We start from the raw sequence: 15,273 nt of genomic DNA, 5'->3' as shown, positions 1-15,273 counted from the left end.
CTGCACCTGAAACGCAGAAGTCGCACTCCGTTCGGGCCCACACCGGGTGCGGGTTCGTCCCGTTTCGGTGTGTTCAGGCCGCGTCGAAAATCGAGGGTGCGCGTCCGGCCGGGACAGCCTCGGGATAGATCGCGCTCACCTCGGCGATGAGCCCCGCGTCTTCGATTCGGTCGGCGTCCAGGCGGACGCCCTGTCCCTTGGCCTCGAGGTCACGGTTGAAGATCTCCACGACGTCGGGGATCGACAGGGTATTGGCCAGCTGCCGCTTCTGCTCGGCTTCGTCCCGGTAGACGTCGGCCTTCCACAGCACGCTCACGCGATACCGATCGAGCGGCGCCTGATACCGGACTTCGCCACGATCGACGACGGCCCAATCCGCGCTTCCGTCCGCGGCGGGCGCGCACTCGGCGCGCGGCGTCACGAGGCGGGTCCCCTTGTCGAACGGGCCGACCGGACCCACCTGGTGGAACATCCCGTGGTTGTCTCCGACGAGTGCGGTGTTCGCCATGTTGCCCACGTGTTCGTGCGGCGCGGAGTCGGGGCCGTCGGGCCAATAGAGGAGCCCGCCGCCTTCGACGTCGTTCATCCACCAGATAGAGGTTGCCTGGACGATCGCGAAGTCGTCGAACAATCCGGACCACAGCATCGTGCGCAGAAGGAACATCGGCGTGTTGCTGCGGTCGCGGCCGTGGAATCGTGGGTTGTCGGTGTGGGCCGGCCCGGCGCGATCGAGAGCCGCCATCATGTTGACGTAGACGCTGTGCGGAACGATCACCTGCGCTTCGTAGAAGTCGCGGGCGGCCTGCGTCACTCGCTTGTGGAACAGGAACAGCTCGCTTCCCTCGACGCGAAGATCGGCGTGCACCCAGTCGTTCTGAAACCACATGGGGCTGCTCGCGACGTCGAGATCGGCGCCCGGTCGGTACCAGCCGCCGAGCGGCGTGTACGGCGCGTTTCGTTCGAGAAGGCGCGTGACGTCGCCGACGTCTTCGAACACGTTCCGGAGCAGAACTGGCGGGTTGCTGTAGTGGATCATGGTTTGAGTCTAGAGATACGGAGTCGGGTGTGCGACTCAGGTGGCTTCGTCGGCTCGGGCGCGTGCGGCCGCGACCAGCGTGCGCATTAGGGCAGCGCTGCCGATCAGGATCGCGGCCGGATAGAACCAGTGGCTCGCGCCGCGGCGTTGCCCGAGGGTCAGCACGATTCAGCCGCCGAGGAATAGTCCGCCGATGTCGCCGAGTTGGGTGCTGGCGCTGGCACCAGTCTGCAGATCCATCCCGAGTCTCGCCGTGACGCCTGCGGGATCGAGTACGAAGCGTACCCCGTTGATGATTGCGGCGAGAACTCTCAAGGCGATTTTCATGATCGCCGTCGAGTACCACACTGAGAAGCGGTTAGGTCCCCCGTGTTGGCTGGCCTCGCTCAGGGAGTCGACGGAATCGCGCCACAAGGGCACGGCCGGCAAGTCGGTCGTCGATCCAACCGAGGACGGCGTTGGCCGTAGTGGGCCGGGGTGTCGCTCCAGCAGCCCTCTTCGAGAGCGCCCAGCTGGCTCACGCCGAAGTCCGTGAGAAGGCGGGTGGGAGTGGCCGTCTTTCTAGAACTCGTCGGGGTCCCGGTGCGTTCCGGGCTTGAAGAGATGGGCGGGGAAGTCGCTTAGGGTCTCAGCAGCGGAGAGGCGCTGGAGGGTCTCGTTGATGACGTCCGGGTCGGCGTGAAACTCCGCGGTATGCCTTCCGATGTAGTCTTCTCACCGATACCCGAGCATCTCGAGATCGATCTGGTTGACCCGTAGGATGATGCTGTCGCCGCAGTGCAGGCCGGCGCTGCCATTCTAGAAGAACTCCGCCAGTTGAGCCTCTTCACCTCTGCTTCTTCGGAACTTGCCCGAAATCGCATTTAGGGGCCCACGCGGGCCTACTCGGTGCCTACCTAAAGAGGTTGTACTTAAGAATGCAGAACAGCGCGCGGACGCCGTCTTTCCAGCCGATCTTCTTGCCTTCGTCGTAGGTGCGTCCGGAGTATGAGATCCCGACTTCGTAGACGCGCCAGTTGCCCTTGGCCACCTTCGCCGTGACCTCGGGTTCGATTCCGAAGCGGTTCTCCTCGAGCGTGAACGACTCGAGCACCTCGCGGCGGAAGACCTTGTAGCAGGTCTCCATGTCGGTGAGGTTCAGATTCGTGAAGATGTTCGAGAGCATCGTGAGCGAGCGGTTCACGACGGAGTGCCAGAAGTAGAGGACACGATGCGCATCGCTTCCGACGAAGCGGGAACCGAAGACGACGTCGGCCTTGCCGGCGATGATCGGCCCGATGAGCTTCGGGTACTCCGCCGGGTCGTACTCGAGGTCGGCGTCCTGCACGACCACGATCTGGCCGGTGGCCTCCGCAAACCCGCGGCGAAGCGCTGCACCCTTGCCCTGGTTCGGGCTTTGGTAGAAGACGCGCGTGTTCGGCTCGTCCGCCATGACCTCCAAGAGTTCATGGGTGCCGTCGCTCGACGCATCGTCCACGAGCACGAGCTCGTGCTCGATGCCGATAGCTCGTACCGCATCGACGATCTCCCGGAGCGTCCCGACTTCGTTGAAGATCGGGATTACGACCGAGAGAAGGGGCCGCGCCTCGGGAGCCGGCTGCTGAATCTGATCCTCGTCCATAATGGCTCCCGAGGCGATAGCACGCCGGGCTTGAGTTGGGCACAACATGAACTGATTAACTATTTTTCGGAATGGAGCGAGAGGAACGTACCGGGGATCCGCGAATGACAGAAGAAGAAGCCATGCGCCGCGATTTTCGGCCCTGCGCAGGAGCTTTTCGCCTCACACCGGTTCACCGAGACGGGCATGAACGACATTGCGCGCGTCGCCGGGCTCGCGGTCGGTACGTTGTACAACTCTTCCCATCCAAGCCGGAGATCATGTTGGCGCTGCTGCGGCGTGAGTTCGACCAGACGGTCGTGGCCGCCGAGGCCCTCGTGAGAAGGCCGCCGCGCAACCCCTGGTGGTCGTCACAGATCTGCTCGATCTCGATTTTGCGCCGTTCGTTCCGAAGGGTCGCACCCTGTGGTGGGAACTGGTGAGCGCGGATCGGCGCGGAGCGACTGGTATCGTTACCACATGATCCCCATCAAGTTGGGGGGCGTCACGGTCGCGGCGTTTCCGGTCCTGCGGCGCAGGTGAAGGACTTTCTCGACGACCTCTGGTGCGATGGCCCTAGGGTAGACCGCACCGACCGCCTTCTGCCGTGCGCGACCAGCTCGGCCTCGAGTCCGATACTTCCCTCCCCAGACGTAGAACGGAGAACGTGCGATCCCGAAGTACCGGCAGGTCAGACGGATGTTTCCGCTCTGGTCTGTATGCTCGAGGACCCGAAGCCTGCGGCGAATCTCCCGCTCCTCATTGGACAGGAGCGATCTCCTCTCGGCTCAGGGGTGAAACTCATACACCCGATTGTCCTAAGAGGTCTGTAATTCCTACAAGCACAAGGCCCTTCTTCGCCGGAGACGGTACGACATCTACGCACGGCAGCACGGTCGAAGGAGCGGTGGTGACGGGGATCCGAGAGGCGGAGCGCCTGCTCGACCTGCCGTCCCCGGAACCCTCGCTGCATGACGTCTCGGACCGTGTGGTAGGAGGATTCACAGCATGACGCTTACCGAGGCACAGCGGACCAACTGGGATGAGAAGGGATACTTCATCGAGCGCGGCTGGTCGGAGCGCTCGGTCCTCGACGCGATGATGCAGCGGATCGTCGATCTCGCTCGCGCGATCGGCAGCGGTGAGACGCGCGACGATCTTCTCGTTTCACCCGAGACCCTCCTTGCAGATGCACCGACACCGGAAGGTCGCGTTTCGAAGATCTTCCGGGTCATGCGCACCGAGGACGTCTTCTACGAGTGGGCGACCGAGCCCCGGCTCCTCGCCCTACTCGCAGACCTGATCGGCCCGGACGTCGACTGCTTCCTCAGCCAGTTCATCTTCAAACACCCGACCGCTATCGGCCAGCCGTGGCATCAGGACAACTTTTACTTCCGCATGAAGCCGAGGCCCCAGGTGGGCGTCTGGTTGGCCTGCAGTGATGCCACGCCGGAGAACGGGCCGTTGTGGGTCGTGCCTGGCTCGCACCTCGAAGAGGTGCACGACAAGGTGGTCGCCGACCCGCGCGAGGGAGCGAACCTCGGGTACGTCGAGATCCAGGACGCCGACACGTCCGCCGAGAAGCAGGTGCTGATGAGCGCCGGTGATCTGTTGATCTTCGACTCTCACCTTCGCCACCGCTCCACCGACAACGTCTCCGACGGAATGCGTGCCGCCATGGTCTACCACTACGCGAACGCGCTCAGCGACGGGAACATCTCATTCAACCACGATTGGGTGGAGGTCCTCCGCCACGGCGAGCCCGTGGGTGCGTCGAACGAGCCGATTTCGATCGTCTGGCCCGACTGGGCCAAGCATCGCTGAGTACCCGTTTCGGAATTCCGCGGTCAGGGGGCCGCCTCCGGCCGGGGCGCGAATCAGGGCTCGATCGTCAAATGCAACTTTAAAGGCGCAGCATGCGCGGCCCGGCGAGTTGAGGCCAGTGCCAGGGGGGCTCTGAGTACTCTGTCGAGTGACGAGACTTGCCTAGTCGCCTAGTCGCCCCGCCCAACGGGAGCGGAAACGCGCCGTCATCCACAGGCAGATCTCACCGATGTTGGCCAGAGGCTCGTCCGTCTCCGGGTTCACGGCTTGGTACGGGGGCGGACCGAACTCTGGGTTGATCGTGAGGAAGGCTCGCCCCTCGTTGCGCCGTGCTTCGATGATGCGATCCCACCAGCGTTCGAAGCGTTCCGTCCAGCGCAGCCCCGCGCCGATGCGCGGGTCGGGCACTTGTGCACCTTGGGGGCTGCCGACTCGAGCGTGGATGTGATCCGTACGCTCGATAGCGAGGTCCATCATGTCGCTGTAGGGTGGCTGCGTAAGGGGGTTCTCGGCGACGTTCGTGAAGTGAGAGAAGTCGGCCGTGATGCGCAGCCAGGGCAGGGCGTTGAGAATGCGCTCGGTTCCCCACGGCGAATACAGGCACCGCGTTCGATGGGTCTCGAAGACCACCTGTGCGTCGACGCTCTCTGCCACGTCTCGGACCTCGTTGAAGAAGCGTATGCTGCGATCGAGATCGAACCAGTCCCGGCCCGGGTGGCAGTTGACCAGGATCGGCCGCGTCTTCTTCACGGCTTCGAGTTGCGTTCGGAACGCATTCTCGTCGTCGCAGAACATCATCGCGACATAATCGAGCCCGAGCTCTCCGGTCAGTTCGCCGAAGGCATCCGGCTTCATCCCGATCGCCGCGCACTCGACCCCGTCGTAGCCCGCCTTGGAATAGGTCCGGAGACGGTCCGGCATGTCGCCGAGGTGATCCATGCCCCAGTCGCATTTGAGGAGTTTGAGCTTCATGTGGGTGTTCCTTTCCGATGTGGTACCGCCGGATGATGAAGCACTATTTCAACCCGATGAGTCGAGGGCTCACCACAGATAGGATGCTCAAGGAGCTCGATGCGCCGCATGAGCAGATCGTAGTCGACTTCGCGGCCGGCGAGAACAAGACGCCGGAGTATCGGGCGATCAATTCAATGGGCAAGGTGCCGACCCTGGTACACGGAGACACCGTCATCACCGAGACGGCAGCGGATCGAAGCCAAGTCCTTCGAGAACAGAGGGCTTGAGATCGACTTTCCCGCTGGGGCTCGCGAAGCCGATCTTCTCGTACTTCCGAAACTCGAGCGGCCCGAAGTAGATCTCTTGCGATTGCGTGAACTGCTCGTACACGACGATAACTCCTGGTCATCATGCCCTTTAAGGTGAGCGGCATGTTCCCAAAGCTGAGCAGCGTGTTGTTCCCGAGAGTGAAGGGCTGGGGCGAGTAGGCGACCCCATTCGCCTCCCGGCTGGCTTGTACGCGGCGAGATGGATAGATTGGCGCGGATGCATCGACGTCGCACCCAGCGGGCCGCAGTGGGCTGCCTCGCCCTTCTGCTGCAGCTCGCGGCGGGTCTCGAAGCGCCGTTCGATCTGAACCTCTGCATCGCCGAAGACGGTCATACCGTCCTCGAGCTCTCCCACGCCGACGGTAGGTGTACGCAAGAGGTGGAACGCCACCATCCGGAGTGGGGAGCACTCGACCCCGACGAGTTCGCACACCACCCGTGCCGAGATTTGAGCCTGCGAACGAGCCAGTGCGGTCCGAGTTCTTCGCACCCGCGCATCAGGTCGTTGGCGAACGTCGTGGCGAATCCCGCGGGGGCCGAAGCTGCCGACGCCGTCGCGCGCGTGTCGCACTTCGGCGAGGCCGCGCATGCGCCCGCAGTCTTGCAACGCAGAACGATCGTCCTGCTGGTCTGATCCCAGTCGTTTTCGAGCCCAGTTTCGTCGCGGCCCGTGGGTGTCCCCCGGACCGCATGCGCTCCTAATGACTTTCGAGGATCACTGTGAAGACTGTTCGTTTTCTCTGCTCGCTCGCCGGCGTCTTGCTGTTCGCCTCCGGTGGGCTCAACTTCTCCCGCGCGGAAACCGGGCCTCCATCGCCCGAATCCGTCGCGCCGCTGAACGAGCCGACGGGCGCGCTGACCTTGCGCAACGCCGTCGCCGCGGCGCTGGTTGGGAACCCGGAGCTCGCCGTCTTTTCGCTGGAGGTGCGAAGTCGCGATGCGCGCGCCATTCAGGCGGGCCTTCTGCCCAATCCGCAGATTCTGGTCGAGCTCGAGAACCTGGGCGGCTCGGGCGATCGCGCCGCGTTCGAGCAAGGCGAGTCGACCGTCTGGCTCTCTCAGTTGATTCCGATCGGCGGCAAGCCGTCGCGGCGGCGCCGCGTCGCCGAGTTGGAGCGTGATCTCTCGCAGTGGCAGTACGAGGCCGTGCGACTCGGCGTTCTGACTGACACGACGAAGGCGTTCGTGGCTGCGTTGTCCGCACAGCAGCAACTCGAGCTTCTTCGGGAGATGGAACGCCTCGTAGGAGATTCGGTCCGACAGGTTCGCTCGTTTGCCGAAGCGGGCGGGGCGTCGCACGTGGAGCGAACGCGCGCCGAGGTGGAGCTCTCTACCGTCCGTGTTCGCCGTCAACGCGCGGAAGGAGCCCTCGCGGCAGCGCGCGTTGCTCTCGCAGTGAGTTGGGGAAGCGTCGTGCCGCAGTTCTCTTCCGTCGCGGGCGACCTGGCGCAGCTGGTCGCGGCACCTCCTCTGGCCAAGCTCGAGCAACGAGTGTACGAAAACCCGGACATCGCTCGGTGGGTGACGGAGCTCGATCGGCGATCGGCAGCTCTCTCGCTCGCGGAGGCACGGCGTCTCCCGGACCCGACGCTCAGTCTCGGAGGTCGGCACTTTAGTGACAATGGCGACAACGCCGTGGTCTTCGCGTTCTCGGTTCCGTTGCCGGTGTTCGATCGAAACCAGGGAAACGTGTTGGCCGCGACCCGAGATCTTTCGAAGGCGAAGGCGCAGCGGGCATCGGCGGAGCTCTCGGCCCGCGCGCAGGTTAGGCAACGATACGCCGAGCTCATTGCTGCCCATGGGCAAGCGGAGACCCTTCGTCGGGATACGCTTCCTGCAGCCGAACAGACGTTCGCGGGCGCTCGCGACGGCCATCGGCAGGGCCTGTTTCGATCGATGGACGTACTCGATGCGCAGCGTACGCTCTTCGAGCTGCGCTCTCAGTACTTGACCGTTCTCGCTTCGTATCACCTCGCTCGCGCTGACCTGGAACGACTCACGGCGACGGCGTTCGATGCAGACCCGGAAAACGGAGCCCCACGATGAAGCAGCTCGAGATCGGCATGCTGGTGTTGTTCTTGATGATCCCGGGCGTGGCTCGGGGAGCAGGGGGCGACGACCACGAGCATGGTTCCCACGAGGAGGCCGGGCCGTTTTCGGTCGACGACTTCGAGCGGCACGGAGTGACGTTGGCGACAGCCCGTGCGGGCATCGTCGACGAAGGAATCGAACTCCCCGCGGAAGTGCGCCCCAACGCGGACCGTCTCGCCCACGTTGCGCCCCGGTTCGCGGGCATCGTGCGCGAGGTGAAGAAGCAGGTCGGCGATCCGGTCCGTGCGGGTGACGTGCTCGCGGTCATCGAGAGTGACAAGCTCGCCGCCTTCGAGTTGCGCGCGGCGTTCGACGGGACCGTAATCGACAAGCACGTGGTTCCCGGCGAGGCGGTAACGCGGGATCGCCCCGCGTACATCATTGCGGACCTCTCCGACGTCTGGGTCAACATCGCCGTGTACCAAAAGGCGTTGCCCGACGTGCAGGTGGGCCGGCCGGTGGTCATCGCGGCTCCAAACGGGGGTCTTCAGGCCGAAGGCACGATCTCCTACATCGCACCGATCGTCGATCAGGCTACCCGGACGGCGAAGGCCCGTGTCGTGTTGTCGAATGAGGATCGGGCATGGCGTCCTGGTACGTTTGCCGTCGCGACGGTTGCTCTTGATCAGGCGGCGGCCGTCGTCGTTCCGCGTCGTGCGCTGTACACGAAGGGCGGCAAAGACGTCCTGTTCGTCGTCGAGGGCGACTCCTTCGTGCCCCGCGCAGTCACTGTCGGCCGGATGGGCCGAACGCGCGCCGAGATTACCGCGGGGCTTGCTGCCGGCGAACGATTCGCGGACGAGCGCGCCTTCCTCGTGAAGGCCGAGCTCGGCAAAGACGCCGACACGCACCACGATCACTGAGGCGGCCATGCTCGAACGCATTCTCCGATTCTCTGTCGAGCAGCGCGGGCTGGTGTTGGCCACGGTTGTCGCGGCTGCACTGTACGGCGCCCACTCTCTCTCGATTCTGCCCATCGACGCGGTTCCGGACATCACCAATCGCCAGGTGCGGATCAGCGGGCTGGCGCCATCCCTCACGCCCGAGGAAGTCGAGAAGCTCGTCGCGTTCCCGCTCGAGACGGCACTCAGCGGGATTCCTGGGCTGGACTACACCCGCTCCCTGTCGCGCAACGGATACGTCCAGGTCACCGCGGTCTTCGAGGACTCGGTCGACATCTACTTCGCGCGCCAGCAGGTCTCGGAGCGACTCGGAGAGATCGCGCGAAGCCTGCCTGACGACGTGGAGACGTTCCTCGGCCCGATCTCGACCGGTCTGAGTGAGATCTACATGTGGACCGTCGAGTACGAGCATCCCGGTGGACAGGGCGCGGACGTGCGAGACGGGAAGCCGGGTTGGCAGACCGATGGTTCGTATCGCACGCCCGCCGGCGAGACCTTGCGCACCGAGGTGGAGCTCGCGGCGTTTCTTCGCACCGTCGAGGATTGGATCATCCGTCCGCAGGTCGCCACGGTCCCGGGGGTCGCTGGCGTGGACGCGGTCGGCGGCTACGTGAAGCAGTACCAGGTTCAGCCGGACCCGCATGCTCTCGCCGCCTTCGGGCTCACGTTCTCGGATCTGATTCGCGCGCTCGAGCGGAGCAATTCGGCGACGGGTGCCGGCTTCGTCGAGAGCAACGGCGAGAGCTTCGTCGTTCGCGCCTCGGGTCGCCTGACCCGTGCAGAAGATTTCAACGAGATCGTAGTCGCGGAGCGCCAGGGGATTCCGGTGCGTCTTGCTGCCGTCGCCACCATCGCGATTGGCGGCGAGCTGCGTCGCGGAAGCGCATCGGAGAACGGTGAGGAGGTCGTCCTGGGTACGGCCTTGATGCGTATCGGTGAGAATAGCCGGACGGTCTCCGCAGCGGTCGACCAGAAGATGGCGGAGGTGCGCGCGAGCTTGCCGCCGGGCGTGCGAGCCAAAACCGTGCTCGACCGAACCCAACTCGTGGACGCGACGATTCGCACCGTACGAGACAATCTGGTCGAGGGTGCACTGCTGGTCATCGTCGTTTTGTTTCTCATGCTCGGGAACTTGCGCGCCGCGCTGGTGACCGCGCTTGCGATCCCACTGTCGATGCTGCTCGCGGCGATCGGCATGGCGCACACAAAGACCAGCGGAAACCTGATGAGCCTCGGTGCGATCGACTTTGGTCTGATCGTCGACGGCGCCGTGATCATCGTGGAGAACTGTCTTCGGAGGCTCGGGCAGCGTCAGGCGGAGCTCGGCCGGATTCTCACGCGGGAAGAACGCCTCGAGACCGTTTTCAATGCGAGCCGGCAGGTTCGCGGGGCCACGGCGTTCGGCGAGACGATCATCATCCTCGTCTATCTTCCGATCCTCGCGTTGTCGGGGGTCGAGGGGAAGATGTTCCAGCCGATGGCGTTGACCGTGATCTTCGCGCTGACGGCGGCCTTCGTCCTCTCCCTCACGTTCGTGCCGGCGATGGTCGCGCTGGTGGTCACCGGCCGGGTTCGCGAAGGCGAGGGGCGTCTGTTCGGCGCGGCCAAGCAGATGTACGAGGCCGTCGTTCGTTGGGCGTTGCGGTTCCGTCACGTGGTCGTGGTGGCCGCGGTGGTCCTTTTCGCGGGAACGCTCCTCCTCTCGCGTTCGCTCGGCCAGGAGTTCGCGCCGACGCTCTCGGAGCTGGACATCCTCGTCCACGCGATCCGGATCCCGAGCACGAGTGTCGCCCAAGCGACCGACATGCAACGCGATCTCGAGCGGCGACTGCGCGACGTACCGGAGATCGCGTTCGTGTTCTCGCGCACCGGTACGGGAGAGCTTGGGACCGACCCGATGCCCCCGCATGTCTCGGACACCTTCCTCATGCTGAAGCCTCGCGAGGAGTGGCCGGATCCGAGTGACACGAAGGCCGACCTTCAGGCACGGGTTCAAGTACTCCTCGAGAAGATCCCCGGCCAGGCGTACGAGTTCACACAACCGATCCAGATGCTCTTCAATGAGCTCATCGCGGGTGTGCGCGCCGACATCGCGGTGCGTGTGTTCGGTGACGAGTTCGATCAGATCTTGCCCGTCGCCGAACAGATCGCCGCCGAACTGCGCAGCATCCCCGGCGCTGCCGATACGCGGGTCGAGCAGGTGTCCGGCGCTCCGGTACTGAACATCGAAGTCGACCGTCAAGCGATCGCTCCCTACGGGCTCACCGTCGCTGACGTGCACGAGGTCGTGGAAATTGCGGTGGGAGGGAGGCCCGCGGGGCAGGTGTTCCAGGGCGATCGGCGGTTTGACGTTGTCGTGCGGCTGCCGGAGGAGATGCGCGCGGACCGAGTGGCGCTCGAGAACCTGCCGGTGCCGTTGTCACACATCGATCGTCCACGGCTTTCCTTGAACCTGGGCGGAGACGACGTCGAGCGTGCGTCGCTTCCGTACCTCCCGCTCTCCGCGGTGGCGGACATCGTGGTCGCGGAGGGGCCGAACCAGATCAGCCGGGAGAACGGGAAACGACGAATCGTCGTACAGACCAACGTACGCGGCCGAGACATCGGATCGTTCGTCGCGGAGGCACAGAAACGGGTGGGCGCGAATGTCACGCTGCCGGCCGGTACTTGGCTTTCGTGGGGCGGCCAGTTCGAGAACCTGGTGCGAGCGAAGGAGCGACTGCTTTTGGTCGTGCCGCTTTGCCTTCTCGTGATCCTCTTGTTGCTCTATTCCAGCTTCGGGTCCTTCCGGCCGGCGCTGATGGTCTTCACGGGCGTGCCGTTGGCACTCTCGGGTGGAATCCTGAGCCTGTGGCTGCGCGACATGCCTTTCTCGATTTCGGCCGCCGTGGGCTTCATCGCGTTGTCCGGTGTCGCGGTCCTCAATGGGCTCGTGATGATTACGTTCGTGAACGAGTTACGGGCAGGCGGCATGGCTCGCGATCGTGCGATCATCGATGGAGCCGTCACCCGCCTTCGTCCGGTTCTGATGACGGCACTTGTAGCGTCTCTCGGGTTCCTGCCGATGGCGACCGCAACCGGCACGGGTGCCGAAGTGCAGCGGCCGCTCGCGACCGTGGTCGTCGGGGGGCTGCTTTCGAGCACGATTCTGACGCTCGTTGTTCTCCCGGCGCTCTACCGGGTGTTCGCGGCAGGCGACGACGGCGACACGGCGGGCTCGTGAGCTTCTAGGGGAGAAGGCCCGAGTCGGGACACGCGTGTGCCCCGTCGAGCTCTACCGGGTCGATTCGATGACCGGTCACCTCGGCGATGTACGTATCGCCTCCGAAGAACACGGTCCCGCTACCGAGGAGTGTCTCTCGCGGATCATCGAAGACCAACTCCGTCTCGAATGCCGCACCGGGATGCTTCTGGGCGTCCGCGTGATCCGGACTCTTCAGTCCTCGTTCGCGCGCGCGTCGAGGGTCTCGCGGAAGCCCGCGTGAATCTCTCGTGTGATCTTGTAGCGGGAGAAGAAGACGGTACCGATCGAAACGAGGACGAGTAGCGTCAGGCCGACGACCGAGCCGAGATTGGCTTGCATTGCGGGCGTCACGTCTTCGGGGGCCATGTCCGTCACGAGGCCGACGTAGTCGACGACCATGCCTGCGAGCATGATGCCGATTCCCGAAGCGCACTTTGCGGAGAAAGAACTCGCGCCGAAGAACACGCCTTCCCGGCGTCGGCGATTGCGACATTCGTCTTCGTCGGTCACGTCCGCCATCATCGACCCGCCGGTGATGGCGGCGGCGATGATGCCGAAGGTCCACAGGAATTGGTTGACGTAGTAGACGGGCAGATAGCCGGCGCTGCCCTCGGCCGGGTAGAGCCCTGCGGTTTTCAGGAGGTAGGGGATCGCGGCGAAGATGATGAAGATCGTGGCGCCGAGGACGAAGGTGGGTTTCTTGTCGATCCGATTCGCGACGACGGGCCACACGATGAAGCCGACGATCCCGCCAAGCGCCGTGCAGGCCCCGCCGATCAGCATCTCGGTCATCGTGATCTTCCAGAAGTACGTCGCGGCGTAGAGGCCGAGCGCGGCCGACAGCCCCAAGGCGATGAAGATCGTCGTGGTTCCGAAGAACAGCGCTCGAAAGGACTCGAGCTCCAGCAGCTCGCCCATGTCATGGACGATTCCGGACAAGGCGTTGCGCTCGCTCGCGGATCCGTCCGGCTTCGGAAGATACGGCACACGATTGTGCGTGCCCAAAGCGGACACGAAGATCGCGACGCAGATCAAGATGCCGAACACGAACGCAAAGGGCGGATAGACGGCGGGGTTGAGCTGGCCGTTGGGAAAGTCCGGTGTTGGTCGAAAGTAGTAGAGCGCCGGCACGGCCGTGCATGCCGCGATGCCCAGGGAGCCACCGATGCTGCGCAGCTGAACGATCTGCGTGCGTTCGTCGTAGTCCGTCGAGAGCTCTGCTCCGAGCGACATGTGCGGGACGTGATAGAGCGTCATCGAGGCGCGCGTCAGGACCGTGAACACGGTGAGCCAGGCGAAGAGTGCACCATCGCTCAATCCGGCGGGCGGAGCGAAGACCAAGTAGAACGTCACGGCCATGGGTAAGGCTGCGGCGTACATGAACGGATGTCGCCGTCCCCACTTTGAATCGAGGCGGTCGGAAAGGACGCCGGTCAGAGGATCCGTCACCGCATCGAAGACGAGTGCGATGATTAGAGCGAAGCCAGCGAGTGTCCCGGAGAGGCCTAGGGTCTGGGTGTAGTAGAAAAGGAGGAACGCGGTGAATGCGTGGTCCTTGATCCCCTCCGCCGCCTGCCCGATGCCGTACCAGAGCTTCGTGGCCATGGTGAGCGGCGGCACCGCAGGGCCGGCGGGGCGGATTCCCGCGTCGAGTGTAGTGTCCGTGGCTCGGTCGGGCGCGAGGCTCGGGGTGCTGTCCGCCTGTTCTGCGGGGGATACGGGGTTGGGGTCCATTCAGCTCCGTCCGGGTTCAACGGCTGTACCCGATGGGAGAAGGATTTACACGCGGGGAACCAATGAGGGGAAGAATCGCCCAGCCCCTCGTGCCCAGCAGGGACTCCATCGCCGTCTACGCTTGGGATGCGAGCGGGTCGAGCCCCGACTCCGCGTTCGTCGGTGTGCTCGGCGGCGAGTTGGGCATCCCCTACAAGAATCTCCTGACGACGCTGCGTCCCTAGACTAGGGATCCGGTGACGGGTGGCTTCACCGCATCGACGACCCCGGTACGGTCGCGATGAGCTTCGACGGCTCGCATGTCTACGGTGGGGAGTTCGGGGACTCTCCTGGGCAAGATCGGGGACTCGTGTCGTTCGTGCGCGACTCGACGAACGGCGAGATATCCTTCGTCGAACTGCACGCGACTTCGAGGGCCCGCTTCTCTCGAGCCCCACCGATGAACAGGTGTACGTGGACTACGCTCCGTTTTCCCGGGGCTTTTAGTGTGGCGACGAGCCGATGATCGGATGCCGAACGCCGGCCAAAGCCACCGTCCAGATCATCGATGAGGACAACGAGAGGAGCGATCGCCTGAAGTTCAGTTGGAAGGGCCGCACTCCGACGACCCACCCCGACGCATCGCTAGTACCAGCCATTGACCTGGAAGCCGTTCTCGTAGGCGCCGTGCCCGCCCCCGTCCGATGCGCTCTCCCCGTCGCCGCAAGGGCCCAGACGGCCAACCTGAGGATCGCCGCCCTGGCTCATATCCGACCCCGGGCCCATCGATTGCGTTCTGTTTCCGAACCCATGATCTAGACTCTCCCGCGTGCTTCGGATCTCGTGGTCCGCCCGGTCGGCATGAGTTCCTCGGGACTTTCGGATCCAGCGGCGCTCGGCAATAGACCTCGGTGCCGACGAGGAGTACGACAACGCAGTAGCGTCGCAGCCGGGCGCTCGCCCGTCACGCCTCTCGAATGAACTCGCTTCTTTTCGATATAGGAAATGTAATCATGCACTTCGATTTCGCTCGCACGAAGGCGCGGCTGTCGGAATCGAGTGCGGCGGAGGGCGACCCGCTCGAACTTCTTGCTCCACTCAAGCAGCGGCTGGAGATCGGTGAGATCGATGGCGCCGCGTTCGTGGCGGAAGGAATCTCGATCCTTGGATACCGCGGGAGCGCCGAGGAGTTCAGGAGTATCTGGGAAGACATCTTCACGCCGAACGCCGCCATGTGGGAGACCATCACGACTGCGCGTGATCGCTACCGGCTAGTTCTTCTCTCGAATACGAGCGAAATTCATAAGCAGTCGCTGTTTCGCGACTTCGAAATCTTCGAGAGTTTCGAGGACGGCGTCTACTCGTACAGTAGTCGATGTGCCAAGCCTGATCCCGAGTTCTACCGGACGGCCATCGAGACCCTCGGCCTACGCCCCGCAGAGACGCTCTACGTGGACGATCGCCCCGAGAACGTCGATGCCGGCAGGCGAGCAGGCTTCCTGTCCGTCTACTACGATCCGCAGCAGCATGAACGATTTCTGCGAGAGGCCCGTGCCCATGGCTTCGCGCTGTAGACTCCG

15 protein-coding genes are annotated in these 15,273 nt (G+C 64.1%); 8 read left to right on the top strand and 7 right to left on the bottom strand.

Annotated elements, in window-relative coordinates; genetic code table 11:
* Window positions 1-73 precede the first annotated feature (73 nt).
* The 4 genes from P8R42_07660 to P8R42_07645 all read right to left on the bottom strand — a co-directional run bounded on the left by P8R42_07660 (window position 74) and on the right by P8R42_07645 (window position 2,657).
* Window positions 74-1,036 carry a hypothetical protein gene (locus P8R42_07660; protein MDG2304522.1) on the bottom strand — a complete coding sequence of 321 codons (963 nt, stop codon included), beginning with the start codon at window positions 1,034-1,036 and terminating at the stop codon, window positions 74-76.
* Window positions 1,037-1,072: 36 nt separating this feature from the next.
* Entirely contained in the window at window positions 1,073-1,201 is a 129-nt protein-coding gene (locus tag P8R42_07655; GenBank protein MDG2304521.1) for a hypothetical protein, read from the bottom strand.
* 3 nt (window positions 1,202-1,204) lie between these two features.
* The gene (locus P8R42_07650; GenBank protein MDG2304520.1) at window positions 1,205-1,363 is read right to left on the bottom strand and encodes a hypothetical protein; all 159 of its coding nucleotides are present in this window, start codon (window positions 1,361-1,363) and stop codon (window positions 1,205-1,207) included.
* A gap of 565 nt (window positions 1,364-1,928) precedes the next feature.
* Window positions 1,929-2,657, bottom strand: a complete 729-nt coding sequence (locus P8R42_07645) for a glycosyltransferase family 2 protein (GenBank protein MDG2304519.1) — start codon at window positions 2,655-2,657, stop codon at window positions 1,929-1,931.
* Window positions 2,658-3,644: 987 nt separating this feature from the next.
* On the opposite strand from P8R42_07645, the gene P8R42_07640 reads away from it, so the two are divergent.
* Window positions 3,645-4,460, top strand: a complete 816-nt coding sequence (locus P8R42_07640) for a phytanoyl-CoA dioxygenase family protein (protein ID MDG2304518.1) — start codon at window positions 3,645-3,647, stop codon at window positions 4,458-4,460.
* A 162-nt stretch (window positions 4,461-4,622) separates the two neighbouring features.
* Here the strand turns inward: P8R42_07640 and P8R42_07635 are convergent, their stop codons facing one another.
* The gene (locus tag P8R42_07635) at window positions 4,623-5,432 is read right to left on the bottom strand and encodes a hypothetical protein (protein ID MDG2304517.1); all 810 of its coding nucleotides are present in this window, start codon (window positions 5,430-5,432) and stop codon (window positions 4,623-4,625) included.
* An 83-nt stretch (window positions 5,433-5,515) separates the two neighbouring features.
* Here P8R42_07635 and P8R42_07630 point away from each other — a divergent pair, with 83 nt between their 5' ends.
* From P8R42_07630 to P8R42_07610, 5 genes are all read left to right on the top strand, one after another.
* Window positions 5,516-5,701 (top strand): glutathione S-transferase, encoded by a 186-nt coding sequence (locus P8R42_07630; GenBank protein MDG2304516.1) that lies wholly within the window; start codon window positions 5,516-5,518, stop codon window positions 5,699-5,701.
* Between the two features lie 259 nt (window positions 5,702-5,960).
* On the top strand, window positions 5,961-6,377 hold the full coding sequence (locus P8R42_07625) for a hypothetical protein (GenBank protein ID MDG2304515.1): 417 nt from the start codon (window positions 5,961-5,963) through the stop codon (window positions 6,375-6,377).
* Between the two features lie 86 nt (window positions 6,378-6,463).
* The gene (locus tag P8R42_07620; protein ID MDG2304514.1) at window positions 6,464-7,789 is read left to right on the top strand and encodes a TolC family protein; all 1,326 of its coding nucleotides are present in this window, start codon (window positions 6,464-6,466) and stop codon (window positions 7,787-7,789) included.
* Window positions 7,786-8,697, top strand: coding sequence for an efflux RND transporter periplasmic adaptor subunit (locus P8R42_07615; protein ID MDG2304513.1), 912 nt, complete (start codon window positions 7,786-7,788; stop codon window positions 8,695-8,697). Before P8R42_07620 ends, P8R42_07615 begins: the two co-directional genes overlap by 4 nt.
* Before the next feature lie 7 nt (window positions 8,698-8,704).
* Window positions 8,705-11,959: a CusA/CzcA family heavy metal efflux RND transporter gene (locus tag P8R42_07610; GenBank protein MDG2304512.1), complete on the top strand. Its 3,255-nt coding sequence runs from the start codon at window positions 8,705-8,707 to the stop codon at window positions 11,957-11,959.
* A gap of 4 nt (window positions 11,960-11,963) precedes the next feature.
* Here P8R42_07610 and P8R42_07605 read toward each other — a convergent pair whose 3' ends face one another.
* Window positions 11,964-12,116: a hypothetical protein gene (locus P8R42_07605; protein ID MDG2304511.1), complete on the bottom strand. Its 153-nt coding sequence runs from the start codon at window positions 12,114-12,116 to the stop codon at window positions 11,964-11,966.
* A 56-nt stretch (window positions 12,117-12,172) separates the two neighbouring features.
* On the bottom strand, window positions 12,173-13,714 hold the full coding sequence (locus P8R42_07600; GenBank protein MDG2304510.1) for an MFS transporter: 1,542 nt from the start codon (window positions 13,712-13,714) through the stop codon (window positions 12,173-12,175).
* Between the two features lie 62 nt (window positions 13,715-13,776).
* Here P8R42_07600 and P8R42_07595 point away from each other — a divergent pair, with 62 nt between their 5' ends.
* Window positions 13,777-13,938 carry a hypothetical protein gene (locus P8R42_07595; protein MDG2304509.1) on the top strand — a complete coding sequence of 54 codons (162 nt, stop codon included), beginning with the start codon at window positions 13,777-13,779 and terminating at the stop codon, window positions 13,936-13,938.
* A 768-nt stretch (window positions 13,939-14,706) separates the two neighbouring features.
* Window positions 14,707-15,267 (top strand): HAD-IA family hydrolase, encoded by a 561-nt coding sequence (locus P8R42_07590; protein MDG2304508.1) that lies wholly within the window; start codon window positions 14,707-14,709, stop codon window positions 15,265-15,267.
* The last annotated feature ends 6 nt before the right edge of the window (window positions 15,268-15,273 follow it).

This window comes from Candidatus Binatia bacterium (assembly GCA_029243485.1).
Lineage (GTDB): Bacteria > Desulfobacterota > Binatia > UBA12015 > UBA12015 > VGTG01.
This window is presented reverse-complemented; position numbering and strand designations above follow the sequence as displayed.